The 26,802-nt window shown below is 44.1% G+C and carries 21 protein-coding genes; 16 read left to right on the top strand and 5 right to left on the bottom strand.

Features of this window, described 5'->3' with window-relative positions:
- The 3 genes from F8C82_RS05675 to F8C82_RS05665 form a co-directional block, all read right to left on the bottom strand.
- Window positions 1-441: an META domain-containing protein gene (locus F8C82_RS05675; RefSeq protein ID WP_170266166.1), complete on the bottom strand. Its 441-nt coding sequence runs from the start codon at window positions 439-441 to the stop codon at window positions 1-3.
- A gap of 84 nt (window positions 442-525) precedes the next feature.
- Window positions 526-996 carry an RrF2 family transcriptional regulator gene (locus F8C82_RS05670; RefSeq protein ID WP_151692580.1) on the bottom strand — a complete coding sequence of 157 codons (471 nt, stop codon included), beginning with the start codon at window positions 994-996 and terminating at the stop codon, window positions 526-528.
- Between the two features lie 8 nt (window positions 997-1,004).
- Entirely contained in the window at window positions 1,005-1,478 is a 474-nt protein-coding gene (locus F8C82_RS05665; protein ID WP_151692579.1) for a response regulator, read from the bottom strand.
- A gap of 113 nt (window positions 1,479-1,591) precedes the next feature.
- On the opposite strand from F8C82_RS05665, the gene F8C82_RS05660 reads away from it, so the two are divergent.
- From F8C82_RS05660 to F8C82_RS05640, 5 genes are read left to right on the top strand one after another with little or no spacing between them, the layout of a single operon-like run.
- A complete protein-coding gene (locus F8C82_RS05660; protein ID WP_151692578.1) occupies window positions 1,592-2,683 on the top strand; it encodes a ThiF family adenylyltransferase in 1,092 nt (363 codons plus the stop codon).
- Window positions 2,676-3,443: a hypothetical protein gene (locus F8C82_RS05655; protein ID WP_151692577.1), complete on the top strand. Its 768-nt coding sequence runs from the start codon at window positions 2,676-2,678 to the stop codon at window positions 3,441-3,443. The genes F8C82_RS05660 and F8C82_RS05655 overlap by 8 nt, the downstream gene beginning before the upstream one ends.
- Before the next feature lie 9 nt (window positions 3,444-3,452).
- Entirely contained in the window at window positions 3,453-5,573 is a 2,121-nt protein-coding gene (locus F8C82_RS05650) for a sensor histidine kinase (RefSeq protein ID WP_151692576.1), read from the top strand.
- A 5-nt stretch (window positions 5,574-5,578) separates the two neighbouring features.
- Entirely contained in the window at window positions 5,579-6,682 is a 1,104-nt protein-coding gene (locus F8C82_RS05645; protein ID WP_151692575.1) for a hybrid sensor histidine kinase/response regulator, read from the top strand.
- Complete coding sequence (locus tag F8C82_RS05640) at window positions 6,679-7,110, top strand: response regulator (RefSeq protein WP_151692574.1); 432 nt, start codon at window positions 6,679-6,681, stop codon at window positions 7,108-7,110. The genes F8C82_RS05645 and F8C82_RS05640 overlap by 4 nt, the downstream gene beginning before the upstream one ends.
- On the opposite strand, the gene F8C82_RS05635 is transcribed toward F8C82_RS05640, so the two are convergent.
- Both F8C82_RS05635 and F8C82_RS05630 read right to left on the bottom strand, forming a co-directional pair.
- Window positions 7,083-7,775, bottom strand: coding sequence for a hypothetical protein (locus F8C82_RS05635; protein WP_151692573.1), 693 nt, complete (start codon window positions 7,773-7,775; stop codon window positions 7,083-7,085). The genes F8C82_RS05640 and F8C82_RS05635 overlap by 28 nt on opposite strands.
- A 279-nt stretch (window positions 7,776-8,054) precedes the next feature.
- Complete coding sequence (locus F8C82_RS05630) at window positions 8,055-8,816, bottom strand: S1/P1 nuclease (RefSeq protein WP_151692572.1); 762 nt, start codon at window positions 8,814-8,816, stop codon at window positions 8,055-8,057.
- Window positions 8,817-8,946: 130 nt separating this feature from the next.
- Between F8C82_RS05630 and F8C82_RS05625 the strand changes: the two genes are divergently transcribed.
- From F8C82_RS05625 to F8C82_RS05575, 11 genes are all read left to right on the top strand, one after another.
- Window positions 8,947-9,489, top strand: coding sequence for a YceI family protein (locus tag F8C82_RS05625; protein ID WP_170266165.1), 543 nt, complete (start codon window positions 8,947-8,949; stop codon window positions 9,487-9,489).
- A gap of 29 nt (window positions 9,490-9,518) precedes the next feature.
- Window positions 9,519-10,787, top strand: coding sequence for a hypothetical protein (locus F8C82_RS05620; protein WP_151692570.1), 1,269 nt, complete (start codon window positions 9,519-9,521; stop codon window positions 10,785-10,787).
- Between the two features lie 165 nt (window positions 10,788-10,952).
- Window positions 10,953-12,107: an acyl-CoA dehydrogenase family protein gene (locus F8C82_RS05615; protein ID WP_151692569.1), complete on the top strand. Its 1,155-nt coding sequence runs from the start codon at window positions 10,953-10,955 to the stop codon at window positions 12,105-12,107.
- Window positions 12,108-12,189: 82 nt separating this feature from the next.
- On the top strand, window positions 12,190-13,395 hold the full coding sequence (locus tag F8C82_RS05610; protein ID WP_151692568.1) for an Nramp family divalent metal transporter: 1,206 nt from the start codon (window positions 12,190-12,192) through the stop codon (window positions 13,393-13,395).
- Between the two features lie 124 nt (window positions 13,396-13,519).
- Complete coding sequence (locus F8C82_RS05605; RefSeq protein ID WP_151692567.1) at window positions 13,520-16,909, top strand: T9SS type B sorting domain-containing protein; 3,390 nt, start codon at window positions 13,520-13,522, stop codon at window positions 16,907-16,909.
- Window positions 16,910-17,123: 214 nt separating this feature from the next.
- Complete coding sequence (locus F8C82_RS05600) at window positions 17,124-20,468, top strand: T9SS type B sorting domain-containing protein (RefSeq protein WP_151692566.1); 3,345 nt, start codon at window positions 17,124-17,126, stop codon at window positions 20,466-20,468.
- 67 nt (window positions 20,469-20,535) lie between these two features.
- Complete coding sequence (locus F8C82_RS05595) at window positions 20,536-21,507, top strand: PorP/SprF family type IX secretion system membrane protein (RefSeq protein WP_151692565.1); 972 nt, start codon at window positions 20,536-20,538, stop codon at window positions 21,505-21,507.
- A gap of 159 nt (window positions 21,508-21,666) precedes the next feature.
- Window positions 21,667-23,616: a peptidylprolyl isomerase gene (locus F8C82_RS05590; RefSeq protein WP_151692564.1), complete on the top strand. Its 1,950-nt coding sequence runs from the start codon at window positions 21,667-21,669 to the stop codon at window positions 23,614-23,616.
- Window positions 23,613-24,464, top strand: coding sequence for a hypothetical protein (locus tag F8C82_RS05585; protein WP_151692563.1), 852 nt, complete (start codon window positions 23,613-23,615; stop codon window positions 24,462-24,464). The genes F8C82_RS05590 and F8C82_RS05585 overlap by 4 nt, the downstream gene beginning before the upstream one ends.
- Window positions 24,451-25,827 carry a peptidylprolyl isomerase gene (locus F8C82_RS05580; RefSeq protein WP_170266164.1) on the top strand — a complete coding sequence of 459 codons (1,377 nt, stop codon included), beginning with the start codon at window positions 24,451-24,453 and terminating at the stop codon, window positions 25,825-25,827. The genes F8C82_RS05585 and F8C82_RS05580 overlap by 14 nt, the downstream gene beginning before the upstream one ends.
- Entirely contained in the window at window positions 25,824-26,801 is a 978-nt protein-coding gene (locus F8C82_RS05575) for an AAA family ATPase (protein ID WP_151692561.1), read from the top strand. Before F8C82_RS05580 ends, F8C82_RS05575 begins: the two co-directional genes overlap by 4 nt.
- Window position 26,802 lies beyond the last annotated feature (1 nt).

The raw sequence follows: 26,802 nt of genomic DNA, 5'->3' as shown, positions 1-26,802 counted from the left end.
TTAGTATTCTTCTTCTTCGTTGATTGGCTGCGAGAATGCAAAAGTCAACAGAGTAGAATTGTCATTGTTCTTCAGATGGAGCTGTTGGTCAATAATTTCCCATTTCTTCACAGAGCGGAGGGCGTCTAAATAGGCCACTTCAACTTCCATCAGTTCAGGGGTGCACATTTTACGCGTGCTCACCATATCATTGAACACAAGTTCATTACCAGACAACGAGAATGTTCCCGTGTACTGATTGCAAGCAGAACTGCCTGACGCATGTGTCATGACCATTCGAAGTGTAGGAGTGTTTTCAGCAGGAATGTCGTTAGAAAACCCTTCAATATGAGACACTTTCCATTCGGAGTGAACGGGAGTGTCGAGTTTTGGGGATGAACTGCAACTGAACATCAGTGCGCTCATAGCAACAACGGGGAGAACAACTCTTTTCAAGTTCATGTCTGATTCATTTAGAACCGGCAATTTACAATGAAAGGTTGGGTACTCCATAGGAATGGTCCTACGGATGCCTTTACGGAAAGGTTAAGCTTGTGATTTGTGCGGTTGACGTGTCTCTCTGGAACCTTCAGTCAGCTGACCCTCACGTAGGAGTATATCCTCTAGAGAGGTGGCCTTCAGGAAGTTAACGGTTTGATTTCGAAGCTCCACCATGGCATCTCTAATACCACAGGTTTCCACATCTACACATTCTTCACAGCGCTCAAAAAACTTGTACGTCGCACAGGGGAGAAGAGCGATGGGGCCATCAAACAAGCGCATTACATCGGCGAGATTGATTTCGTTGGGACGCTGCAAGAGGTAATACCCTCCGCCTTTTCCTTGCTTGGATCCCAAAATTCCATTTCTCTTCAAATCGAGGAGAATGGCCTCTAGAAATTTACGGGGGATTTTTTCCTCTTCCGCAATCTCTTGGATAACCACCATGCGATTGTCTTCCTGTTTAGCGAGATAGACAAGGGCATTGATGGCGTATTTTGATTTTTTTGAAAGCATCTAAGTGATTAAGATAACAACCGCTGTCTAAGCAAGAATTCAAGCTGGTCGTTGGCGATTTCCAATTTCTTCAGAAGCTCCTTGTTTTCTTTTCGGAGAGAGTAAACTTCATAGGCCGATTCAATAGCGCTGCGAAGTTCATCTTCATTCCACGGTTTGGTGAGGTATCGATATACCTGTCCTTTGTTGATAGAGTCAATTACCGCGTTGATATCGGAATATCCCGTAAGTAGCATTCGCATCGGCTCTCTATCCTTTTCAAGCACCTTGGAGAGAAATTCGATTCCTGTCATTTCCGGCATTCTTTGGTCGGTAATAATGACTTGAATAGGATTCTCCGAAAGGATTTTTAAGCCTTCATCTCCAGAAATCGCCGTGTGAACGTCGTAAATTCTGCGAAATGTAGCTTTGAATGACCTCAAGTTATTCTCTTCGTCGTCAACGTATAAGATTGAGATCTTGGTTTTTATTTCTTCGTTCATGTGTTATCCTCTGGAGCATAAAATTATTGAAACAATTCAAATTCTTGTAAATTCGGCAGCATTGAGTTTGAAAAGTTCTCAACTTTACTCTCAAACCTACTAGAACAACACCAATGAATGATACGTTTACGGAATTAGCATCTTCCGATATTCGTGGCTTCGCCGTACGTCCTGTTATTCAACCTGTAACAGATTCAGCGGCACTACCAGAGGCCATAATGGATGAAGGTCCTACAAACGTTTTGGATCAGTATCACACTCAGATTGGAGAGTGGTTGAAGATAAAACGTCCAACGCAGCCTTATACAGAGGATGAGTTGAAGGATGCGATTGAAGCATTTATTTCGGATTCCTCTAACGCTATGGGCAACTGGGTTTACTATCCATGGTTGGATACCGTAGTTCGAGTTCTCAATGAGGAGATGTATAGAGAGGTCGTGACTTCTCGGAATCAGTTTAAGATTACTCCAGAAGAGCAGAAGATTCTCTCAGGAAAGACCATTGGTGTCATTGGACTCTCTGTGGGGCAAGCCGCGGCAGTGACCTTAGCCATGGAGAACGTTGGAGGTACGATTCGCATTGCAGATTTTGACACCTTGGACTTGAGCAATCTGAATCGCTTGCGTGCAGGCGTCCATCAGCTTGGGATGCCCAAAACAGTGATTGCCGCACGAGAAATAGCACAAATCAATCCTTATTTACATGTGGAAATCTACGACGAAGGTGTAACCCCTGAGAATGCGGTTTCCTTCATGTCAGGTCTGGATTTGTTGGTAGAAGAATGTGATTCACTACCCATTAAAATTGCCGTTCGCCACATTGCTAAAAAGATGAAATTGCCTGTGATCATGGATACGAGTGATCGCGGCATGGTGGATGTGGAGCGCTTTGATTTAGAAAGTGATAGACCTATCTTTCATGGAAAGTTAGCTGCATTTGAAGGTAAAGATCCAGCCACTTTTACTCCTGAAGATAAACGCAATTTGCTCTTTACTTTGGTCGACTATCCCATGGCGTCGGATAGGGCAAAGAGCTCATTCGCTGAGATAGGCAAAACCATCACCACTTGGCCTCAACTGGCTTCAGCTGTGACCTTGGGAGGTGCCATGATGACGGATAGTGCTCGAAGGATATTACTTGGGAATACTTTGGCATCAGGAAGGTACTATGTAGATTTGGAACAGTTGATTGGAACAAATGATTGAGCTGGATAAACAGCCGGAGGTAAGAATCCGTGCATTTAGAGCTGTAGACGATCCCGAGAGTTCACAAAAATTCATTGATGGCCACCGAAAGGTATTGGAGGTTCACGGTGTGAAAAAGGTGACCTCGGCGAATCATGCATGGGCCTATAATCCAGCCGTATTTGTAATCATTGTTGAGTCGTTAGACGGAAAAAAAGTCTACGGCGGAGCTCGGGTTCACGCTGCTGGCGGTACTCAACAGCTTCCCATAGAAGAAGCTACGGGGTTCATGGACAATAAGATCTACGATCTCGTTAAGAAGCTTTCCATTGATGGTACTGGAGAATTGTGCGGATTGTGGAACAGTATTGAAGTAGCGGGATTGGGCGTGGGTAGCTTTTTTGCTACACGAGCAGGTGCCGTGATAACCGAGCAGCTCGGAATTAAATCGCTTTTCGCTTTGTGTGCACCGTATACGGTACGATGGGCAGAACGAGTGGGTTGTAAAATTCTCACCGAAGTTGGAAATCAAGGAACCTTCTATTATCCCAAACTAGACCTCTTGGCAACCGCTGTTCTCTTGGAAGATACCAGCACACTGGAACACGCTCGCGGTTCTGAACAGCGGAAAATCCAAGAACTCCGCCAAAACCTACAACAAGTTACCACCGAAGTTTCACCAGGTAGAAGAATTGAAGTGGAAGTGGAGTACGACTTACTTCTTCCCAATATCAAACCTAATGAATTCAAGGATCCATTTTCTCAAATCTCGGCTAGCTAGCCACGCATAATGAGGACTCTTGTACTACTCTTTCTCTCCCTTTGTTCTGTGTTGGGGATTTCCCAATCCACAGAATCTCAATGGATCATTCAATCAGGAGATTTAGCTTATTTGGGCGAATCTGCAGGGGTTTGGAGAGACTCTACTTCCAAGGCTGGATTTAAGGAAGCACTGAATGCGCCCTATGAATTGGGCAATGAGAAAGTCCTGAATTTTAACCGCGATGAAGCGGCATATTGGATTCGTATTCCTCTTAAGAATGAGAGCTACCACGACCATTTCTACTTGCAGCTCGAATTCCCAATGATTGATTCCATTGAAGTTTACATGGATTCAACTGGTCTGCCAACCTATGTAGCAGGTGATCGATACAAGTATTCTGAGCGGCCCGTAGATCATCCTACTTTCTTATTTCCCATCACCCTAGAAAAGGGGGAAAGTAAGGTCATCTACATGCGAGTGAGAAGTAAAGATCAGCTCTTTTTACCGCTCAGAATAGGGGATATTCAATCAGTTTCGCTAGACAACGGCAACAAACAAGTTTTTCTTGGATTGTACTTCGGTGTGATCTTCGTGATGTTCTTCTACAACTTGTTTATCTATATCACCACAAAGGATAAGAGCTACTTGTGGTACATCTTGTATATTCTTTCAATCGGATTAACGCAAGGATCTTTAGAGGGATGGACCTTTCATTACATGTTCCCGAATTCACCGGCATGGTATAACGGAAGCGTTGTTTTCTTCTCGGCATTCACCGGATTTACGGCCATTGAATTTGCGAAGATATTTGTTCAACCTAAGCGATTTACGCCCAAGTTGTACAAGGGACTCGTGTTCTTTCAATTGCTCTATGCCTTGGCCATGGTTACGTATGTCTTCGACTTCGTAGCATTGAGTTACACCTTGGTAGATACAGGAGCGCTTACCGTGAGTTTGTACGCTTTAGTGTTCATCAGCATTATTGCCAAGAAAGGGTATAGACCGGCTAAGTTTTTCTTGATTGCATGGACCGTATTCTTAGCAGGGATTTTCGTTTTCGCCCTTCGAAATTTTGGAGTGATTGAATACACCTTCCTTACCAAAAGCATCATTGAAATTGGTTCGGGACTGGAAGCTATCTTGCTTTCCATTGCCTTGGCAGACCGCATCAATACCTTGAAAAAAGAGAAAGAAGCCTCTCAAGAAGAAGCCCTTAGAGTTTCCAAGGAGAATGAGAAAATCGTTCGTGAACAGAACGAGATGTTGGAATCTATGGTGAAAGAGCGAACCAAAGAGTTGGAGAGAACACTTTCCAATCTGAAGGAAGCTCAAAGTCAATTGGTAGATGCAGAGAAAATGGCCTCATTGGGTCAGCTAACAGCCGGCATCGCCCACGAAATCAACAACCCTGTAAACTTTATCTCGGCGAATATCGGTCCGCTAAGAAGAGACATGGACGATCTTCGCGAGCTTCTTGAGTGGTTGGAGAACAAGATTGTAGAAAGCAAGAATCTAGCAACCATAGAAGAGCTAGAGAAGTTCAAGAAGGAAATTGAGTTTGAATACATCATCGAAGAAATAGACGACTTGCTTCAAGGAATGCAAGACGGTACAGACCGAACGGTGGAAATTATCAAGGGATTAAAAGTATTCTCTAGGGTAGACGAGCAAGACATTAAGTTTGTAAACCTTCACGAAGGTCTGGATAGCACCTTGATTCTACTCAACAACAGTATTAAGGATATCATCGAATTGAAGAAGGATTATGGAGAGCTGCCGAAGATTGAGTGTTATGCGGGCAAATTGAATCAGGTCTTCATGAACATTCTTACCAATGCAGCACAAGCCATTAAGAGTAATCCAGATCAAAAGGAGAAAGGGGAGATACTAATCTCAACCCGACCACTTCCGAACGACCGTGTGGAAGTGCGATTTAAAGACAATGGTCCAGGGATGCCAGAAGACATTCGCAAGAAAATATTCGAACCTTTCTTCACCACCAAGCCTGTGGGCGAAGGAACGGGGCTCGGTCTATCCATTGTTTACAATATCATCAAGAATCATCAAGGAACAATTGATGTTGAATCGGTAGCCAATGAGGGAACAACCTTCATAATCACGCTTCCTGTGCAACACATTCAAGAGTAAAGAGCATGGCAACAACGAACAAACCACGTGTACTTTACGTAGACGACGAACAAAATAACTTGAACTCTTTTCGGGCGAACTTCCGAAGAGAGTACGATGTCTATACCGCCATATCTGCACAAGAAGGAATAGAGGTTCTTGCGAAAGAACCCATTGAGATCATTGTTGCCGATCAACGTATGCCTGGAATGACGGGTGTGGAGTTTTTTGAGAACGTAGTAGATGATTATCCAGATTGCATTCGAATTCTCCTGACGGGATATGCGGATATTGAGGCAGTCATCAATGCCATCAACAAAGGCCAGATCTACAAATTCATTTCTAAGCCTTGGAATGAAGATACGCTACGCGTGGCGATCAATAACGCCAAGGATATTTATGATGCACGAAGAGAACTGAAGGAGAAAAACATCTCTTTGCAGAAGGCATACGATGAGCTAGATCGATTTGTTTACAGCGTTTCGCACGACCTTCGCGCACCGCTTGTGAGCATTCAAGGCGTGATTTACCTCGCCAATCAAGAGGTAAAGGATGAAAAGGCCATCGAGTACTTCAACATGACCAAAGAGATGGTGGATAAGTTGGATGAATTCATTCACAACATCATCGATTACTACAAATCGACCCACGAGGGTAACATGACTGTAGAGGTTGATTTGAATAAGATGCTCAAAGATATCAGCGATGAATACCGCTATCACCCCGCGATGGAGCAAACCACGCTTGAGTACCAAGTAGAGGGTGTATCAATGTTTACGACCAATGAGGTGAAACTCAGAATCATTTTGAACAACCTCATTTCCAATGCCATTAAATACCGTGATGAGGTGAAAAGTCAGCATCATGTAGCTGTTCGCATCACAGGAGGTCATTCTGGCATAGAGATTCAAGTTGTAGATAACGGTGTGGGTATCTCGGAAGACAATCAAGAAAAAGTCTTTCAAATGTTCTACCGCGATGCCAAGGGGAACTCAGGTTCCGGATTAGGTTTGTATCTTGTCAAGGAAGCTGTGAAGCGATTAGGGGGGACCATTACCGTAAACTCGGCAAAAGGAGAGGGTACCACCATGACCGTTTCTCTACCTAACTTTGAAGAATCAGCTCTTTGATTAAGAAGGAAAACATAGGTATTGTTCTCATTGATGATAGTTTCATCGATAGGATGATTGTACGCAAGAACATGGAACTGTTCTATCCCGAAATTTCTTTTGTCGCCTATTCCAGTGGTAAGGAAGCCTTGGCTGCTATCGAAGCCAATGAGGTGCTTCCTGAAAAGTCACATTGTTTGGTCTTGCTCGATATTTACATGCCAGAAATGAACGGGTTCGCCTTTGCGGATAACTTTAGTCAATTGGACCCAGAAATTGTGAAACGCTTTACGGTATTCATGTTGTCCTCTAGCATCGATGCTGGTGATATGGAGAACGTGAAGAAGCGTGAAGTCATCGTCAAATTCATCAGCAAACCACTGAATGAAGGTGTTCTCAAATCCGTTTTAGAGGATACCATTCAGCTCTTGTCGAGCAGAGAGGCGTGAAGCCAAATTTCCCCAGAGTATAGTATCCCTGTTTCGGGAGGTGTAGGGATGTTCTTCTTGTGAATCCAAACGCGCACGATTAATGGCGATGTGTCTTCTGGGTGAAGTTCCATGGTAGCAAGCCATCCCTTGTGGTAGAAGCTTTCAGCTGGCTCTATATTATCTAAGGTAGCCCCTGTAAAGATGTAGCTGGTACCATCATCATTCTTTTCACGTAAACGAGCTACTCTACATGTTTTCTGTTCAGGCTTAACCTGGTATACCATCCCTGCCAACCCCAACTCCACAACGTGCTTCTTGTACTCGTTGGATCTCCACCAGTAATCTGGACAGAAGGCAGAGAGTTCACCAAAATTTGGAATGTCTAGGTGAATAGTGTGTTCAATCTTCTTGTCGTTCCATGTAGTGACTTCTCTCAAGTCACATTTAAGAGGATGCGAAGGGCAAATGCTTGGGTATGAAGTGATAAAGTGATTCTGCTTTAGGAAAGAGTGTAAGCAGAGAGCACCATCAATCTTTTGCAACCGCTCAAAACCATCTCTAAACTCAACGGATTCACTCTCGTCAAGTTCATTGAATAGCAAACTAGGGGTCTCCAACATCCAGTCGAATCCCATCATGGCCGTCCAATGCGCGTCGTGGTTTGCGTTTGTCTCTCGTTTCATGGTCAACAGCAAAGTAAGAACATCAAAGACTGTCTTGCAAGAGTAAATACTTACCAAATGACACAAATTGTAGGAATCTTCTTAACGGTGAAGTGCGTAAGATTTAACCTAAGGGTCTTTTATATGAGACTTAGAAACAGGATATTAGATCTCTCTTGCGGCGCGTGAATATGGAATATTCAATACAGCCTGACAAGATGAGGCAGATACTAATGATATCGCGATAAAACAGGGGGGATTTAAACGAAGCGCGCCGCAATTTTGCGGCGCGCTTTCTCTTTATCCATATAATTCGTTGAGGATTCCTGCCAGTCGGATTCCCGCTCGGAGTAATCGATCATTCAATTCTGCAATGTGATCGTAGTTGTATTGATAACCCAAGCGTTCGGGATCTTCAATGTCGTAAACCGATTCCCGCATTGCTTTAGACTCTTCCATCCATATTTGAATGTCGTCAGATTGCCATTTTGAGATTTGGTCTTGCGTCGCAACGTCTACCCAATTGGTGTATTCAGTATAGCTCAACTGCTGACCATCGATCATTTCCGAATCCCACACTCTGTGAAGGTTAGAAGGCTCACCAAACCATTTTACACGGACATCATTTCCGCCGCGGTCTTCACCATTTCCAACGTGTAGAGGCTGATGGAGATCACCCACTAAGTGTATGAGGCTCTTCAATGCTTCTGCTTCCGTCCAACCGTGAAACTCTCCACTTTCTATCTCTTCTATAATACGGAGTATTGTCAAGTAAGCATCGCCACCATGTGGGGTGTCAGCTTCGTGGTAGTCAATGCTGTCGGGAATGGTAACATAATGCCACTTCTTCATGTGATCGTAGTCGTGATTCGACTTGATGAAGTCCATCCAATTACTCGCCATAGCAGGTGATTCTCCTGCGAGAATCTCGAGCACTTTTGCTCGTGCTTCTGGTGACATATGACGATCTGCGATCTCTCCAACAACACGGTGACCGGTCTGTCCCCACCCTAAAGATAGAAGTGGGAGTAGGAGTAAAGCGACGAATAGCTTGCTTTTCATGGTGTTTACTGATTTTGCTTCGCAAAGTTGACGAATTATATGATATGATAAAAGTCATGCTTGTACATGATGAATGGCAGTAACGGAAGTATTTACTCACAGTACTTTCATACCTGTAAAACGTGCTCAAATGAAAAGTCTAAAATTCCTTACTACAGCGGTGGCCTTCGCAATGGGTTTATCTGCATTCGGACAGAGCTACCAAATGAGTCCCAACTCTGAATTCACAGTGGAAGGGACCTCCAATGTACATGATTGGTCTGCTAAAGTAACTGAGGTTACAGCGGCATCTACTGTGGCCAACGATGAACTTCAATCCTTACGCCTGGTATTCAAGGTTGAATCTATGGATAGTGGCGACCGATTGATGAACAAGAGAATGCATGCATCTCTGGAAGCTGAAGATTATCCAGATATCGTGTTTGTCATGAAAACCTATCAATTAAATGGAAGTCGTGCTACGGTGAATGGCGATTTGACCATTCACGGTGTAAAAAGAAACATCAATGTACAAGCGAACTTTACGAAGCTGAGTGATGGAAGCATCAAGCTTTCTGGAACCCACAGCGTAAAATTTTCTCAACATGGCATGAGCGCTCCAAGCTTTATGTTCGGAGCCATGAAGGTGGCCGATGAGGTCAACATCAACTTTGCGCTCATCTTAAAACGATAAACTGTAACAATTCCTTAACTACCGCGATCATGAAACTTTCAAGAATGCGTACTTGGGTAATTGCGCTAACTGCTCTAACTGCCGTACCTGCGCTTGCTCAACAACCTGAAATGCAGTACTTCCGTCCTGCTGGCTTAGAAGGACTAAATGTCTTTGAAACTCCTAAGCAAAATAACGTTCCTTTCACTGGACTAAAAGTGAGAGTAGGGGGCGATTTTGCCCTACAATTCCAAGGATTGAGTCATAAAACAGGATCAGGGGACACCTTGATTGATATGGCATCAAACTTCAACCTACCTACTGCGAACTTGAATATTGATGTTCAATTGGCAGATGGGGTTCGAATGAACTTGGTTACTTATCTATCTTCTCGTCACCATAATGAAGCATGGGTGAAAGGTGGATACATCCAAATGGACAAACTCGATTTCATCCAAGAGGGATTCCTCAGTGGATTCATGGATATCGCAACCATTAAAATTGGTTTGGATGAAATCAACTACGGTGATGCACACTTCAGACGTTCTGACAACGCGAGAGCCATCTACAACCCTTTTGTAGGTAATTACATCATGGATGCCTTTACTACGGAAGCATTTGGTGAAGTGAACATCCAAACCAATGGTTTCATTGGTGTAGTGGGTGTATCTAATGGTAACTTGAATCAAACTGTAAACAGTGGCGACAAAGACCTAGGTCCATCTATCTACGGTAAGTTGGGTTACGATAGCCAATTGAACGACGATCTCCGTGTGCGTTTGACTGGATCATTCTTGAACAGTCCAACCTTTGGCAACGGTACTTACCTCTACAAAGGCGACCGTACAGGTGCACGTTACTACTGGGTGATGACTCCAGAAGGAGGATCTGACAACTTCAGAAGTGGTCGTTTCGCTCCGAGCTTTACTAAGTTCAGCAGTATCCAAATCAACCCATTTGTAAAATGGAAAGGACTTGAGTTCTTCGGTATCTACGAAATGGTGATGGGAGATGTGAACGAAACTGTAACCGGTGGTTCTTATACCCAATTGGCAGGTGAACTTCTCTATCGCTTTGGAGCTGAGGAAAGATTTTACCTAGGCGGCCGTTACAACCTTGTAACTGGTAACGCTAGCGAGAATGCTGCCGATCAAGAAATTAGCAGAATGAACTTTGGCGGTGGTTGGTTTATGACCGACAACGTGATGGTTAAAGTTGAATATGTGAACCAACAATACTCTGGAGACGGATTCAACGGATCTGTTCTTCAAGAGGGTAAGTTCGACGGATTCATGCTCGAAGCAGTTATTGGTTTCTAGTTCTTATTTAAACGAGGGGAAAGGCGTCCGATGGGGCGCCTTTTCTTTTTTTAAGCGTTTAGGTTCTGAAAATTCTGCTAAATGTGGCGAGGTAAACGTGAAACTTCGAACAAAATCAATTTTCATTAGTTATTTTCGCAATCCCTGAGTTAAATAGAATTCAACATGCACACTATCCTAAGCCCTGAGCGCGAAGAAGCGATTAAGTTCGTTCGCGAGAGTGCTCGTTCGTTTGCCGAAACACATATTCGTCCACATGTAATGGAGTGGGACGAAGCTCAAACCTTTCCAGTAGAATTATTCCGTCAAATGGGTCAACAAGGATTCATGGGCGTTTTGGTTCCCGAAGAATACAATGGAGCGGGAATGGGTTATGCTGAATACATCGCAGTTATTGATGAAATCTCACAAGTTTGTGGATCTATCGGTTTGTCGGTAGCCGCTCACAACAGTCTTTGTACCAACCACATTTTGACTTTCGGTAACGAAGAGCAGAAGAAGCGTTGGATTCCCAAATTGGCTACCGCTGAATGGATTGGCGCATGGGGTTTGACAGAAACAGGTACAGGTTCTGATGCCGGAGGTATGGCTACTACAGCAGTGCAAGACGGTGACGATTGGGTGCTTAATGGTTCAAAGAACTTCATCACACACGCTATTTCTGGTGAAGTGGCCGTAGTGATTGCCCGTACAGGCGAGAAAGGCGATTCTCACGGAATGACTGCCTTTGTAGTAGAAAAAGGTACCCCTGGCTTTTCTGGAGGTAAAAAAGAAAATAAACTTGGAATGCGCGCCTCGGAAACTGCGTGCTTATTCTTCGACAACTGCCGAGTTCCAAAAGAGAATGTTCTTGGAAATGTTGGTGAAGGATTTATTCAAGCCATGAAGATATTGGATGGAGGTCGCATCTCCATTGCTGCCCTTTCATTGGGAATTGCCAAAGGAGCATACACTGCGGCAAAGGCTTACAGTAAGGAGCGTCACCAGTTCGGACAATCGATTTCAAAGTTCCAAGCTATTGGTTTTAAGTTGGCAGAGATGGCTACGAAAATTCACGGTGCTGAATTGATGATTCAACACGCTGGGCAGTTGAAAGATGCCGGTAAGCCTGTCACTACAGAATCTGCAATGGCCAAGTATTACGCTTCAGAAATTTCTGTTGAAGTGAGTACAGATGGCATTCAAATCCACGGTGGCTACGGTTACACCAAGGATTATCCAGCAGAAAAATACTACCGTGATTCTAAACTCTGTACCATTGGAGAAGGAACCACGGAAATTCAAAAGTTGGTGATTTCAAGAAATATCTTGAAAGACTAAACAACGTTTTATATTAGTGAAACCCTCGTGCGAAAGTGCGGGGGTTTTTCATTTATCCTCATTCTGAATCTTATCTTTTGGCATGCGTAAAGTATTTGGTCCAGGTCTTTTGTTTGCCGCTACGGCGATTGGCGTGAGTCATTTGGTTCAGTCCACTCGCGCAGGTGCAGAGTACGGCTGGAGCTTTGCCATCATCATTTTATTTGCCAATATCATCAAGTTTCCCTTCTTCGAGTTTGGTACACGTTACGCAGAAGGAACAGGTGAATCTCTTATTTCGGGTTATACGAAGATGGGGAAGTGGGTGACATGGATCTATGCTTTGTCCACCTTGGCCTCAATGTTCACCGTGACGGGGGCTGTGTCCATTGTAACGGCAGGTCTCACTTCTCATTTACTTGGACTCAACGTATCTATAGAGGTCATTACCACATCGATATTCGTCCTTTGCTTTCTATGGCTGGCCTTTGGTAAGTTTGCCTTCCTTGATATCAGTATAAAAATAATCACAACTATACTGGCGATTTCAACTTTAGTCGCTTTTGTGATTGCCTTCTCAGACCATGGAAGGGGAGGTAATTTTGTTCTTCCCGATTTTACTCAGGGAGAGACGCTCGTATTTACGATTGCGCTCATTGGATGGATGCCAACGGCGGTAGACTTAAGTGTGTGGAATAGCATCTGGACGGTAGAGAAGAACGGTTCAGGAGGTGATGTAAAGCGTTTGAAGAGCGTACTTCTGGATTTCCATATTGGTTATTGGCTCAGCGCCATCTCGGCTCTTCTCTTCTTGGGATTAGGGGTGATGTTGATGTACGGCAACGCTGTCGAGTTTCCATCAGGAGCTGTAGGATTTACAGGGGCACTCATCGATATATACACCGATACACTAGGCTCTGGGTTCAAAATGGTGATCGTGACTGCAGCAACGGCGGCCATGTTCAGTACCACTCTCAGTGTTTTTGATGGATATGGAAGAACCACCTTGGAATTGTCTAGATCGCTATTAAACACAAAGGGACTTGGATATTGGGGTGCTGTTCTTGTGGTAGCCTTAGGAGGGTGGACCCTCGTTAGTTTGTTCGCTGATCGGATGACCGATCTCATTGAAATTGCGATGATCACCTCCTTTCTGACAAGTCCTATTGTAGCTTATTTCAATTACAAGTTGGTTAACTCAGAAAACTTTCCTCTCACTCATCGTCCGGGTCCTTTTATGTTGAAATGGGCACAATTTGGTCTAGTAGCCATTGTGCTACTTACCGCTGTATTTCTAGCGATGAGCTAGATTGGCCCAATGCTTTAACGAGGTGTAATCCATCGGTAAATAACTCGTTAGTATCATATAGGTTGTATAGGTTTTTTCTTAAATAAGAAGTGGTATTTTAGCAGGTAAACATCGATGTAAACAGATGATGAAAAGAATATTATTACTCTTGTTCGGTTTGATGCTCACTACTCAGAGCTTTGGATCGCACTTGCTCGGAGGTGAAATTTGGTGGAGATGTATTGAGACTGGTCCTCATGCCGGTAAATACCATCTATATTTGAGATTGTATCGCGATTGTAGTGGTGCATCTATGCCAAGCGGTAACCAAACCATTAGTGGTGGACCTTTGGGAAGCATTAGTCTTCCTATTCTTACGGATATCAATGACCCATACTACGTTGTAGGGGGGTATCCAAGAGATGCATCACCGGAATGTGATGGTGGTTCAACCATCAACTGTGCTACAGCAACCACTCCAGGTTCAGGTGCCATTGAAGAAGCCGTTTGGAGAACTTCTACACCGGTAACCTTGTCGGGGGTTCCACCTGCATCGGGTTGGACGTTCAGCTGGTCTTCTTGTTGTCGACCTGCAACCGCCAACTTGTCGGGACAACCGGGGTATTTTTTGCGTGCTACGATGTATCCATTTAATGATGGTACAGGTAACCGAAATGCTAACCCTTGTTTCGACTCATCTCCTCGATTCCTTGAGATTCCAAAGGTAGTAACCTGTACAGGTTATGAGTTTGCGTACAACAACTTCGCATTCGACCAAGATTTGGATTCACTTTACTTCGATTGGGATGATCCACTAGTGTCAGCAACGGCTCCAGCAGCTTTTGTTGGTGGATACACTGCAAACAACCCACTTCCAGGTATTCAGAATTTTGCTCAAGATGCGGGTCAGGTAACGATTAACACCACCTTGACAGGTCAGTATGCTACCTGTATGCGAGTAGATGCATACAAGTTTGGTCAGCGTGTAGCATCGGTTTACCGCGATATTCCAATTGTATTGGTTGCATGTCCAGGTGTGACTAACTCACCACCAACTTTGGAGGTGATTAACGATCCAGCTCCTGCTCCGCAATTGACCCCAGTAGTTCAAGGTCAGGATACCATCTACTACGAAATGACAGTGAATGCTGGTCAGGCTATTCACTTCAATATGCAGTCTCAGGATTATGACTTCCTTCCATCATGGTTGCCTCAAACGATTAAGTTCGTTGGAGTAGGTGGTAACTTGGGAGATCCTATGAACAGTACAACGAACTGTTTATTCCAACAACCTTGTGCAATTGTAACACCGATTTCTCCGCAAACCGGTTATAGTTCACCAAGTACGAATAACGTTCAGTTCGATTGGCAAACCACATGTGATCACCTTTCCTATTCGACATCGGCAGGGGGTACACGGAAGAACCAGTATCTCTTCTACTTTAAAATGGAAGATAACTCGTGTCCAGCTCCGTCCTTTAAGCTGATTACAGCTAGGATTACCGTGGTGAGTCCATCTCCAGAACCGCCGGACTTGACGAACTCGTGTGTTCAGGCAAATACAGATGGAACACTGAGCTTTGACTATGTTGAGCCAGCCCCATCGGATACTGGTGAAAACTTTGACTTCTACGTTATTTACCGTGGAGGATCCGGTTCAAGCTTTGCTCCATACGATACGGTAACCAATTACTTGACAACGAATTACACTGACCCTGCGCCACTTCCAGGAGCGAACTACTACTACGTACGTACGTTTGGTGGATGTGATCAAGAGTCGTTCTCTTCTGATACAATCTCTGTAGTTTCTGTACGCGTAACTGCTTTCCCTCCAACTAACCCTTATGTGGCTCAATTGGAATGGAACAGTCCGAAGTACACTTACGAGGCTGCTGCTGATACGTTCGAAGTATGGAGACGTGTAGCGATTACAGGTACTTGGGGTATGATTGGTACAACTACAGATACAACTTACAGTGATACCGTAAACATCTGTGGTAACAACCTCGAATACCAAATTCGGATGGCTGGTGTCTGTGACTCCCGGACGGACTCGGGATACTTTGCCGATCAAAGCAACAATGATAAACTCGATTTAGGATACGCTACAGTAGAAGGGGGTATGGCTAAATTATCTTGGCCTCCAACCAACAGTGGTGATGTGCTAGAGTACCTTGTATTGGAAAGACAGGCTGGTGCTGGTTGGGTGAATGTAGCCAACATTCCTGTGGGTAACCCTACCGTTTATGTGGTGCCAACTTCAACAGCTGACCAACAAGCCGAAACGTATAAAGTAGTTTCAGTGGATAGTTGTGGTAACCAGAGTAGTGACCTGATTGTACCTGCTCATACAACGATGTATCTCCGCGGTGACTTGAATCCGTGTGATGGTATCATGGAGCTGAAGTGGAATCAATACGAAGGCTGGCCAGGTGGTGCAGCAGAGTATGAAATCCTTGCCGACGTTACTCCAGCAGGTGGTACACAGCAAACAGGTGTACTTATTGGAACAAACGTTGCCACAGATACTACGTTTATCCACACGAACCTTCAGTCAGGTGCACAGTACTGTTACTACATCAGAGCGGTGGATACCACTGGAATGGATACGAGCTACTCTAGTCAGTACTGTATCAACTCAAGTATCGTGATTCAATCAAAAGTTCAGTACATGGCTCGCGCTACTGTGCAATTGGATGGTTCGGTTGAAACATGGACATTCATCGATGGAAATGCCGATGTACTTGAGTACCAAGTTCAACGTGCTGAAGATACGCTCGGACCATGGGTGAACATCGGTGTGGTTCCTAAGCCTACTGCTGCTCCTTATCAGATTAGATTTGTAGACTTCAGCGCGAACACAGATGACACACGTTACTTCTATCGTGTGAGAAGTACCAACGAATGTGGTGGTGCGGATACCATCTCGAACTTCGGTACGAATATCTTACTTGAAGTAGATGTGAACGATAACTTGACGAACCAGTTGACTTGGAACCGTTACCGCGATTATGGTGGCATTGTAGATCACTACAACGTATACCGCAAGGTAGATGGAGCTCCTAACTGGGTGCTTGTTGCCAACGATGTACAGGATACATCGTACACCGATAACATCCGTCAGTTTGGTAACGGTAAAGGACAGTTCTGCTATCGTGTAGCCGCGGTTGAAGCTGCAAACCCACTTGGATTTGTAGATGAAACAGGAATGCCATTTACTTCATTCTCTAACGAAGCTTGTTTGAATCACGATGCACGTGGGTTCTTCCCAACAGCATTCCGTCCTACAAGTACAAATGTTGAGAACCAAGTTTGGAAGCCGATGAACTTGTTCGAAGATCAAGACAACTACTTGCTCATCATCCAAAACAGATGGGGTGAAGAGGTGTTCCGTACAACGAATCCTGACGAAGGTTGGGATGGTACGTACAAAGGAACGGCCTCTCAAGCTGGAGCATATATGTTCTTGGTTCGTTACAAGGCTGAAACAGGAAAACTGAAAGAAGAACGAGGTACATTTACTCTTCTTCGATAAGCTATCCAGTATAGAAATGAGAAGCCCTCCGATGAGAATCGGGGGGCTTTTTTTATTTATCGAAAAGCTCAAATGAGATTCTCAATTCGTGAAGTAATCACTCCACTGAGTAAGCGAAAACTACCGTAAATACTCGTTAACTGACTGATGCAGCTTTTCCTTTTTTGTTATAAAAAACCGAAATACATTCGAACAAATCATAGTACCAAAAGCAATGAAAAGGCTATTAATTACTCTCACTATTTTGCTCGGTTCCTTCAGTCTTTCTGCTTCTCACTTGTTGGGGGGAGAAATCTGGTGGGAATGTCAACCCAGTGGTAGATATGTTTTCTTCTTGAGAATTTATCGCGACTGTACAGGTATACCTATGCCTCCTCCAGGTAACCTGAATTCAAACTCTCCTGCGGGAAGTATGCCCCTTACTCTTGTAACAGGCTATCCGCATGATGTATCACCTAGCGGTCCTAATTGTACAGGCTCGGATAACATTAACTGTGGGAACCCTCAAACAGGAGCCATAGAAGAATACCTTTACAGAACACCTGCTGTGGTATTAAACGGTGTTCCACCAGCGTCGGGATGGTACTTTACCTGGCAACAAAGTGCTCGACCTAGTGGAATGGCCAATATCGTAAGTGGTGACTACTTCCTGAGAGCATTTATGTTCCCTTATAACAACGGTTCAGGTAATATGAATGCCAACCCTTGTTATGACAACTCACCACTTTTCCTTCAGGCCCCTAAAGTGGTAACCTGTACCGATTATGAATTTGCCTTTAACAACTTTGCCTTTGATGAAGAATTAGATTCACTCTACTTTGACTGGGCTCAGCCATTGTATACTTCACTAAACAATACAGTTAACTTCACCAATGGCTATAGTTACAATAACCCTCTTCCAGGGATTCAAAGCTTTGCTCAAGATGCCGGTCAGGTAGTTATTAATACCAACTTAACCGGGAAGTATGCCACTTGTATGAAGGTAACGGCCTATAAGTGTAACCAGAAGGTTGCCGAGGTTTATAGAGACATTCCTGTCATCTTATTACCGTGTGTCACATCTCCTACCAACCCATCTAACGTACCTCCAACGCTACAGGTGATCAACGATCCATTACCTATGCCACAATTGGATCCCGTGGTTGTTAACGGAGACACAACCTTCTACGAAATGACGGTGTACGCCGGGGAATACATCCACTTTAGGATGCAATCCGTAGACTCTGATTTCGATGCGAACTGGACACCTCAAACCATTAAGTTCGTTGGAGTAGGGGGTAACCTAGGTACACCATTGGGCAACCCCAATAACTGTATCGTTAATCCGCCTTGTGCAACTATCACTCCAACAGCTCCACAAAACTCACTGACCACAACGCTCACCAACAACGTAGACTTCAGTTGGCAGACGGATTGTGATCACTTGAATTCTACTACGGTGGCCTGTGGAAAGCCGAAGAGTTCCTATCTCTTCTACTTTAAAATGGAGGATAACTACTGTCCAGCTCCTTCCTTTAAGTTGATTTCAGCAAGGATTAATGTGATTTCACCAGATCCAGTACCACCAACCATGTCGCAGTGTCTGGATTACGATCCAACCACCAAATCAATGTCTCTCGGATTTACTCCGCCTATTCCTGAAGACACCGCTCAGAACTTCGATTTCTATGTGGTGTTTAGAGGGGATGGCAACAACTTCTCACCATTAGATACCATTTATAACTACAGCGATGTAGCTTATACAGACCTCAATCCAGATACGGCTGAATTGTACTACTTCATGAGAACCTATGGTGGCTGTGAACAAGAAAGTGATCCTTCAGATACCTTGATTGCTATCAGCCCGGTAATGGTGCCTTTCCCAGCCATTGATCCATATGTAGCTAAGTTGTCTTGGAATGCGCCAAGTGCCGATTCAAGTATGGTATTTACCTATGAGATTTGGAGACAAATTACAGGAGCCAATGATTGGCAAATGTTAGGTCAAACCAACGACAGAAACTACAACGATACCATCAACTTGTGTAGAGAATCGGTTGATTATCAGATTCGAATTGCAGGGAGTTGTGGATCATTCCTAGCTTCAGATACACTGGCAGATAAGATTAACGAGGACGTGTTAGATATCAACTATGTAACGGTCAATAACGGTCAAACGGTGATCGATTTCAAACCGACCAAGTACGGCGATGTTGTTGAATACCACGTGCTGATTCACGATGGAACTGCTTGGCAGGTTCAGGAAGTGATTCCAGTGCCGATCACCTTGCCATATACTTTGGCGACCTCGGATCCAACCATTGCTTCCGAACGGTACAAAGTAGTAAGTAGGGACAGTTGTTACAACTACAGTGATACGAGCGAAGTTTTCATCCATCAAACCTTGTTCTTAGATGGACTCCTAGATGTCTGTGAAGGCAGTATTGAATTGAAATGGAATCAATACAACAATTGGCCTGGTGGTGTAGATAACTACAAAGTGATGGCCGATGTGACAGTTGGCGGTACCACGAACACGGGTGTTCTAATTGGAACCAACCCAGGTGATGACACGACGTTCATCCAAGAGAACCTCTTGTCAGGTGCAGAGTATTGCTACTACATTGTTGCAACGGATACCTCTGGCCTAGTGACTTCAACTTCAAATGAATACTGTATTCAAAGTGATGTGATCATTCAATCGAAGCTACAGTACTTGGCAAGAACAACAGTACAGATTGATGGTTCCGTAGAAGTATGGGCGTTTATCGACGGCAGAGCAGATGTGGAGGAGTATCAGGTTCAAAGAGCCGAAGATACGCTCGGGCCATGGCAGACCGTTGGTGTTGTGCCAATGCCTACAGCCGCTCCGTTCCATATCAAGTTTGTAGATTTCAGTGCCAATACCGATGAAGCTCGATATATCTATCGCATTCGAAGTGCAAATTCCTGTGGAGGAGTTGATACCGTATCGAACTTCGGTACCAATATTCTACTGGAAGTGAGCTCAAACGAGAACCTCACCAACCAGTTGACTTGGAATGCTTACCGCGATTATGGTGGAATTGTAGATCATTACAATGTTTACCGCAAAGCGGACAATTCACCGAATTGGGTATTGGTAGCCAATGATATTACCGAGACCAGTTATTCTGATAATATCCGTCAGTTTGGAAATGGTAAAGGCGTGTTCTGTTATCGTGTGGCAGCTGTTGAAGCCAACAACCCATTGGGATATCTCGACGAAAGTGGAAACCCTATGACGAGCTACTCAAATGAGGTGTGCGTAGATCTTGATGCACGAGGATTCTTCCCAACGGCATTTACTCCGAACAGCTCAATTCCAGAAAATAGAGTTTGGAAACCTCATACAATGTTTGAAGATGCTTCTGAATACGATTTGAGTATTGTAGACAGATGGGGTAACCGAGTGTTCCATACCAATACTCCAGATGAAGGATGGGATGGATCCTTTAAGGGAGATGAATCTCCAGAAGGCGTTTACTTCTTTGTGTTGAAGTATCGATCTGAAGGAGGGAAGTTAAAAGAAGAGCGCGGTTCAATTACTTTAATTAGGTAGTGCGCTATATAAGAGGCTCTTCGGAGCCTCTTTTTTTTTAAATTGGTGAGATTAAACGCTCAACCTCATGATTTTAAAACCGCTTCGTTCCATACTTCTATTGACAAGTGTGTTAGTGTTCGTTTCAGGGTACTCCCAAGATGCTTTCTTTGGTCAACTTAATGCGAATAGAACTTATTTCAATCCTGCCTTTTCTGGGCTTTCTACGTGTCAGAATATCACGTTGAACTATCGGAATCAATTTCCATCTTTAGGTGTATATCAAACTCTTCGTGGCTCTTATGATGCTCAGGTTTCCTCATTAAACGGAGGATTGGGTTTGCAGTATATCTATGATTCTCAAAATAATGATGCAATCGAAATAACCTATCTGGACGCAAAGTACTCCTATCAGTTACCCGTTAATAAGTACCTGAATTTTTCCTTTGGGATGGAAGCCTCGTATAGACATCTTCGCATACACACGGGGAGATTATCTTATCCAGATCAGATTGATCAATTCTATGGATTTGTTCGTCAATCCCCTACAACAGCAACCAATGATCAATGGATTGGCTCATCCATGGGATTGGGGCTTGGTATTGTTGCTTACAGTGAATTTTATTACCTAGGCGTGTCTGTTCAGAACCTCTTTATGGAATCCCAAGAATTTAGCGTACCGCTCAAATACAGCGTACAGGCTGGCTATAACATATTGGTGCACAAGTCACTCTCTGGGGCAAGAACCATCATCAATCCGCATTTCATTCATCAAGAACAGGAGGGAAGAGGTTACACCACATTGATGGTCAATGTGTCTCGTTCTAATTGGATGTTCGGTATAGGAGGAAGGTATTCGAGTACGAATCCCGATGCTGTCATCACCGCAATAGGCTACTCATTTCCGACATTTCCTCTATCCATTTCATATAGCTACGATTTCACCAATAACAGCTTTGGAGGCGGCGTAAATGGAGCCCATGAAATAGGATTAGTCTATCGTCTAGGCTGCTCAGAAACTAGGAACTTAAACACGCCGTTTAGTTTTCCAATGATTTAAATACATTGCATTTTTCCGCGTTGAGCGGAACGAAAGAATGTACTTAGGAAAGGTCTTGTAGGAACAGGGCCTTTTTCTTTTGATTATTAGCAGTTTTTTCACAAGTTCCTCCAACACTCATTGCTTATATTTGCTACCCTTCTTAGAATTTACAACTGTATGAAGTTTACATATCTCGCACTTGCCCTAGGCATTTCATTTACACTTTCGGCTCAAGAAGCTGTTCTGTTTTCAGTTGATGGTGAGCCTGTTACTGTAGAGGAGTTCTCTTACGTGTACAACAAGAACAAGGATATTGGCAGAGATATCGATCCTAAAACTCCGCGTGAGTACTTGGATTTGTATATCAATTTTAAGCTGAAAGTTCACGAAGCGGAAATGATGGGGATGGACACCACCCGAAAATTCACCCGTGAATTCAATTCTTATCAAGAGCAACTCGCTCGTCCGTACATGACGCTCAAGGAAGTGAATGAAGAAGTTCTTCAAGAGGCTTATCAGCATATGCATTGGGACATTCGCGCTCGCCACATTATGTTAGACCTCGCGCCAGATGCACTTCCAGAAGATACGTTGAAGGTATACAATGAACTGATGACGATTCGCCAGCAGATTCTGGACGGTCAGCGCACATTCGAAAGTGCAGCAAAAGCCATTTCAACAGATACTTACTCAGCCCGTCAAGGTGGAGATTTGGGATGGTTCACCGCCTTTAACATGGTGTATCCATTCGAGAAAATGGCCTATGAACTAGAGCCAGGTGAAATCAGCAAGCCAGTAAGAACGGAGTATGGATATCACATTATTGAAGCTACTGATCGCAGATACTCTCGCGGAAAAATTGAAGTCGCTCACATCTTGGCGTATGCGGCTGAAGGGGCTTCCGAAGAGGAAATGGCAGCAGCAGAAAGAAAGATCAATGAGATCTATGCAAAACTAGAAGCAGGTGAAGATTTTGCCACTTTGGCTCGTCAACACAGCGATGATAAAACTACAGCGACCAAAGGAGGGGTACTTCCTGCTTTTGGAATGCGTGAAATGCTTCCCGAATTCGAGGAGATTTCATTTGGATTGGCAGAAGATGGCGACCTCTCAGTGCCGTTCAAAACAAAGATTGGTTGGCACATCGTAAAGCGCATTCATCGCTATGAGTTGGAGCCATTCGAAAATATGAAAGACGAACTCATCCAAAAGATTGGAAGAGATTCACGATCAAACCTCGGAGAGCGCGTTTTCATTCAGCAGCTAAAGAAAGAATACGAGTTTACGGTTCACGAAGAGGCTTTGATGGAAGTGATTAACTCGGTAGGTGATGAGTTCAATGAAGGCACTTGGGACGCCTCTGAATTTTTGGATTCCAAAGAAGTGGTTTATTCTTTCGCCGATCGTGAGATTACACAAGGAGAGCTCGCAAAACATCTCAACGAAATTCAACAGCGCAAACGTTCTTCTAACGACAACCGAGCTCGCGTGTACGGCCTGTCGCAAGATTATGCCAAGAACCAATTGCTCGCTTATGAAAAAGCACACCTCGCAGAGAAATACCCATACTTCCGCCATTTGGTAAATGAGTACCGTGAGGGAATTCTTCTCTTTGATCTCACCCAAGAGAAAATCTGGAATAAGTCGGCTGCCGACAGTGCGGGATTGGCTGAGTTTTACTCGAACCACACCGATAACTATGTTGTAGGTCCGCGTTACCACGCAGTCCGCGTCACTGCTTCGTCAGAGGATATTGCGGATGACGTTCTCGAAGATCTAGAAGATGGAATGAGTGGATCAGATATATTGAAGAAGTACAATCAATCAAGTGAATTGACCGTTCGTGTCGATACCATGAAGATAGCCTTTGATCAAAACGCTGAATTGCACGAGGAAGCAGAGGGAGAAGAAGGAGCTTATGGTGTTTGGGAGAAAGATGCTCGATGGACCACTTTTGGCGTTTTCGATATCATTCCAGAAGGGCCACGTGAATTCAATGAAATCAAGGGTATCGTGACCAGTGATTATCAGAAATACCTCGAAACTCAATGGGTAGAGGAACTTCGTGAGAAATACGAAGTTGAAGTGAACGAGGAAGTAATGAAAGATCTCGAATCGGAACTTTGAGGAGAGCAGTAATCATAGGGTTTGCATTGGCAATTGGACTATCATCTTGTTCACTTCTCGTTGGAGAAGACGACAAGGGTGATGTTGTTGCTCGTGTGTATGACACCCGACTGTACCAAGAGGATTTGGAGGAAGTGATGCCTTCGGGTTTGTCCAAAGAAGACAGCGCGATTTGGGCACAGAAGTACATCAACAACTGGGGCAAGGAACAGTTGATCATCAAGAAAGCAGAGTTCAACCTTGCCGATAAGGAGAAGGATTTTGAAGAGCTTGTTCAACAGTACCGAAATGATCTTCTGAAGTTTACCTATCAGGAGCGCTTTGTGAACGAGCATCTCGACACTGCTATTTCTAAGGAGCAAATTTTAGAGTATTACAACGCTCATCAATCTGAGTTTGAGCTTAAGGAGAATATTCTTAAGCTCAACTATTTGGTGCTGAATACGGAGACTCCGGATTTGGCCAAAGTTCGACGTTGGTTCAAGAGTAATAAGCCTGAAGATCGCATAGAGTTGGAAGATTATGCATTCCATTATGCCCGTACTTCGAGTTTTGGGGATACCAGCTGGGTTCGATACAACGACCTGTCCAAGTTCATTCCCATTCAAACGTACAATCAACAAGAGTTCTTGAACCACAATAAATACGTAGAGCTAAACGATAGTACTAGTATTTATTTCGTTGAAATTCTGAATTATAAGATAGCGGATGATGTTTCTCCACTTCCTTATGTTCAGTCGACCATCAAGAACATCATCCTCAATAAGAGAAAACAAGAACTAATCGCTACCATGGAAGAGCGAATAGTGAATGACGCATATGAAAAGAACGACTTTGAAATTTATTAACCTCTTCACTGTATTCCTTTTTGGATCTATTGCTGCGATTGCTCAGCCCGGTGTGGGTGGAACCGTAGCTGAAGGGATTGTTGCCGTTGTGGGGAACAATATCATTCTGAAGAGTGAAGTAGAGGGGAGCTTTGAAGCTCTTGAAGCTCAGTACCGTCAGAACGGATTAACATTAGAAATCTGTGATGTGGTGGAAGATCAACTCATGGAGAAGTTGCTTTTGCACCATGCGGAAGTGGATAGTGTAATTGTAGACGATAACGAGGTAGAGAGCAATGTAAACCGTCGTTTGGAAGCGCTATTGGGGCAATTTGGGGGCGATATCAAGAAGTTGGAAACCTACTACGGTAAGTCGATGGCTGAAATCCGGGAGGAGATGAAACCGCTCATGCGAAATCAACTGACTGCTCAGCGTATGCAATATAGCATTACGCAGAATGTAGAAGTGACACCTACCGAAGTACAGGAGTACTTTGCCACCATTCCAAAGGATTCTGTTCCATTGATCAACAGTGAGGTGGAGATGGCCCAGATTGTTATCTATCCTGCTATTGATGAAGAGGAGGAGCAATATGTAATCGATAAGCTCAAGGATTTCAAGCAACGTATTCTTGAAGGAAGAAGCTTCGCGACTATGGCGATTCTTTACTCTGAAGACCCAGGTTCACAAAAGAACGGTGGGATGTATGAAGGCATTAAGCGGGGTCAGTTTGTTAAGGAATTTGAAGCGGTGGCGTTCAACCTTCAGCCCGGTGAAGTGTCAGATCCCTTCCGCACTGTATACGGCTATCATATTGTACAACTCATTGCCAAGAGAGGTGAAGAGTTGGATTTACGTCACATTTTGATCAAACCCAAGATCAGTGATGTCAACTTGAATGAAGCGAAGAATGCAATGGACAGCATTCGAATGAAGATTTCTCGCGGTGATGTTTCATTTGAAGATGCCGTTGATCTTTATTCTGAAGATGATGGAACACGATACAATCGCGGAATGCTCATGAATCCTCAAACTGGGGATACAAAATGGGATGTTTCGACGTTGGATCGCAGCGTGTTCTATGCTATTCAAGGCGTGAACGTGGGGGGCATTTCTGAACCGGTACTTTGGCGCGATGACGAGCAAAAAGAAGCATTCCGAATCATCCGTGTCGTTTCGAGAACAGAACCTCACCAAGCGAATATGCAGCAGGATTATGGCCGACTTCAAGCCATGGCGCTTCAGCATAAGCAAGGTAAAGAAATGGACCGCTGGTTGAAAGAGAAAATCAACCACACCTACATCCGCATTAACAACGAATACTACAACTGTACCTTCTCGCGTGACTGGAATAACGATGGTACATCAAACCGTGGAGAATGAGTAAGGATATACAAGCAATTGACCAGTTAGTACATCAATACGGTGACTTGAAGAAGGAGATTGCCAAGGTGATTGTAGGTCAAGAGGATGTTGTAGATCAAGTAGTTCTTTCCATCTTTTGTAAGGGACACAGCTTGCTCGTGGGTGTTCCCGGTTTGGCGAAAACGCTCCTGGTGAATACCATTTCTGAAGTGCTAGGTCTCACGTTTTCACGTATTCAGTTCACACCCGACTTGATGCCATCGGATATCATCGGTGCGGAGATTTTGGATGAGAACCGTCACTTCAAATTTATTCGTGGACCTATTTTCGCGAATATCGTATTGGCGGATGAAATCAACCGAACACCTCCAAAAACACAATCGGCTTTACTAGAAGCCATGCAGGAGAGATCGGTAACGAGCTCTGGCCAGACCTTCAAAATGGAGGACCCGTTCTTTGTACTCGCTACTCAAAACCCAATTGAACAAGAGGGAACCTATCCGTTACCCGAGGCTCAGTTGGATAGATTTATGTTCAATATTCAAGTGGATTATCCCTCTTTTGCGGAAGAAGTGGCCATCGTAAAGGGCACTACAGGCGACCACAAGCCAGTATTGGAACACATACTAGACGGACGCACAATCATGGATATTCAGGCCTTGATTCGTCGTGTGCCTGTAAGTGATCAAGTCATGGAATACGCCGTGAGAATTGCTTCCTATACTCGTCCAGATAATCCAGATGCTCCTGCATTTGTGAAAGACTATTTGTCGTGGGGAGCTGGACCAAGAGCTTCACAGTTTTTGGTGCTAGGTGCAAAAGCCTATGCTGCTACTCGTGGAAAGTATTCACCGGATAGGGAGGATGTCCGTGCCGTGGCAGAACCAATCCTTCGTCACCGAATTGTTAAAAACTACAAGGCTGAAGCAGAGGGGATGACCGAATCTTCAATCATTCAGAAAATCCTAGGCGCAGCCGCTGAAATTTCTTAGA

The sequence above is a fragment of the Phaeocystidibacter marisrubri genome (assembly GCF_008933165.1).
Taxonomy (GTDB): domain Bacteria; phylum Bacteroidota; class Bacteroidia; order Flavobacteriales; family Schleiferiaceae; genus Phaeocystidibacter; species Phaeocystidibacter marisrubri.
Note: the sequence above shows the minus strand (reverse complement) of the source record. Positions and strands in the feature narration are given on the sequence as shown.

Bases quoted from the DNA above. Each gene is read 5' to 3' on its own strand.
- F8C82_RS05675 (WP_170266166.1), bottom strand. From the start codon at position 441: ATGAACTTGAAAAGAGTTGTTCTCCCCGTTGTTGCTATGAGCGCACTG.
- F8C82_RS05670 (WP_151692580.1), bottom strand. From the start codon at position 996: ATGCTTTCAAAAAAATCAAAATACGCCATCAATGCCCTTGTCTATCTC.
- F8C82_RS05665 (WP_151692579.1), bottom strand. From the start codon at position 1,478: ATGAACGAAGAAATAAAAACCAAGATCTCAATCTTATACGTTGACGAC.
- F8C82_RS05660 (WP_151692578.1), top strand. From the start codon at position 1,592: ATGAATGATACGTTTACGGAATTAGCATCTTCCGATATTCGTGGCTTC.
- F8C82_RS05655 (WP_151692577.1), top strand. From the start codon at position 2,676: ATGATTGAGCTGGATAAACAGCCGGAGGTAAGAATCCGTGCATTTAGA.
- F8C82_RS05650 (WP_151692576.1), top strand. From the start codon at position 3,453: ATGAGGACTCTTGTACTACTCTTTCTCTCCCTTTGTTCTGTGTTGGGG.
- F8C82_RS05645 (WP_151692575.1), top strand. From the start codon at position 5,579: ATGGCAACAACGAACAAACCACGTGTACTTTACGTAGACGACGAACAA.
- F8C82_RS05635 (WP_151692573.1), bottom strand. From the start codon at position 7,775: ATGAAACGAGAGACAAACGCAAACCACGACGCGCATTGGACGGCCATG.
- F8C82_RS05630 (WP_151692572.1), bottom strand. From the start codon at position 8,816: ATGAAAAGCAAGCTATTCGTCGCTTTACTCCTACTCCCACTTCTATCT.
- F8C82_RS05625 (WP_170266165.1), top strand. From the start codon at position 8,947: ATGAAAAGTCTAAAATTCCTTACTACAGCGGTGGCCTTCGCAATGGGT.
- F8C82_RS05620 (WP_151692570.1), top strand. From the start codon at position 9,519: ATGAAACTTTCAAGAATGCGTACTTGGGTAATTGCGCTAACTGCTCTA.
- F8C82_RS05615 (WP_151692569.1), top strand. From the start codon at position 10,953: ATGCACACTATCCTAAGCCCTGAGCGCGAAGAAGCGATTAAGTTCGTT.
- F8C82_RS05610 (WP_151692568.1), top strand. From the start codon at position 12,190: ATGCGTAAAGTATTTGGTCCAGGTCTTTTGTTTGCCGCTACGGCGATT.
- F8C82_RS05605 (WP_151692567.1), top strand. From the start codon at position 13,520: ATGATGAAAAGAATATTATTACTCTTGTTCGGTTTGATGCTCACTACT.
- F8C82_RS05600 (WP_151692566.1), top strand. From the start codon at position 17,124: ATGAAAAGGCTATTAATTACTCTCACTATTTTGCTCGGTTCCTTCAGT.
- F8C82_RS05595 (WP_151692565.1), top strand. From the start codon at position 20,536: ATGATTTTAAAACCGCTTCGTTCCATACTTCTATTGACAAGTGTGTTA.
- F8C82_RS05590 (WP_151692564.1), top strand. From the start codon at position 21,667: ATGAAGTTTACATATCTCGCACTTGCCCTAGGCATTTCATTTACACTT.
- F8C82_RS05575 (WP_151692561.1), top strand. From the start codon at position 25,824: ATGAGTAAGGATATACAAGCAATTGACCAGTTAGTACATCAATACGGT.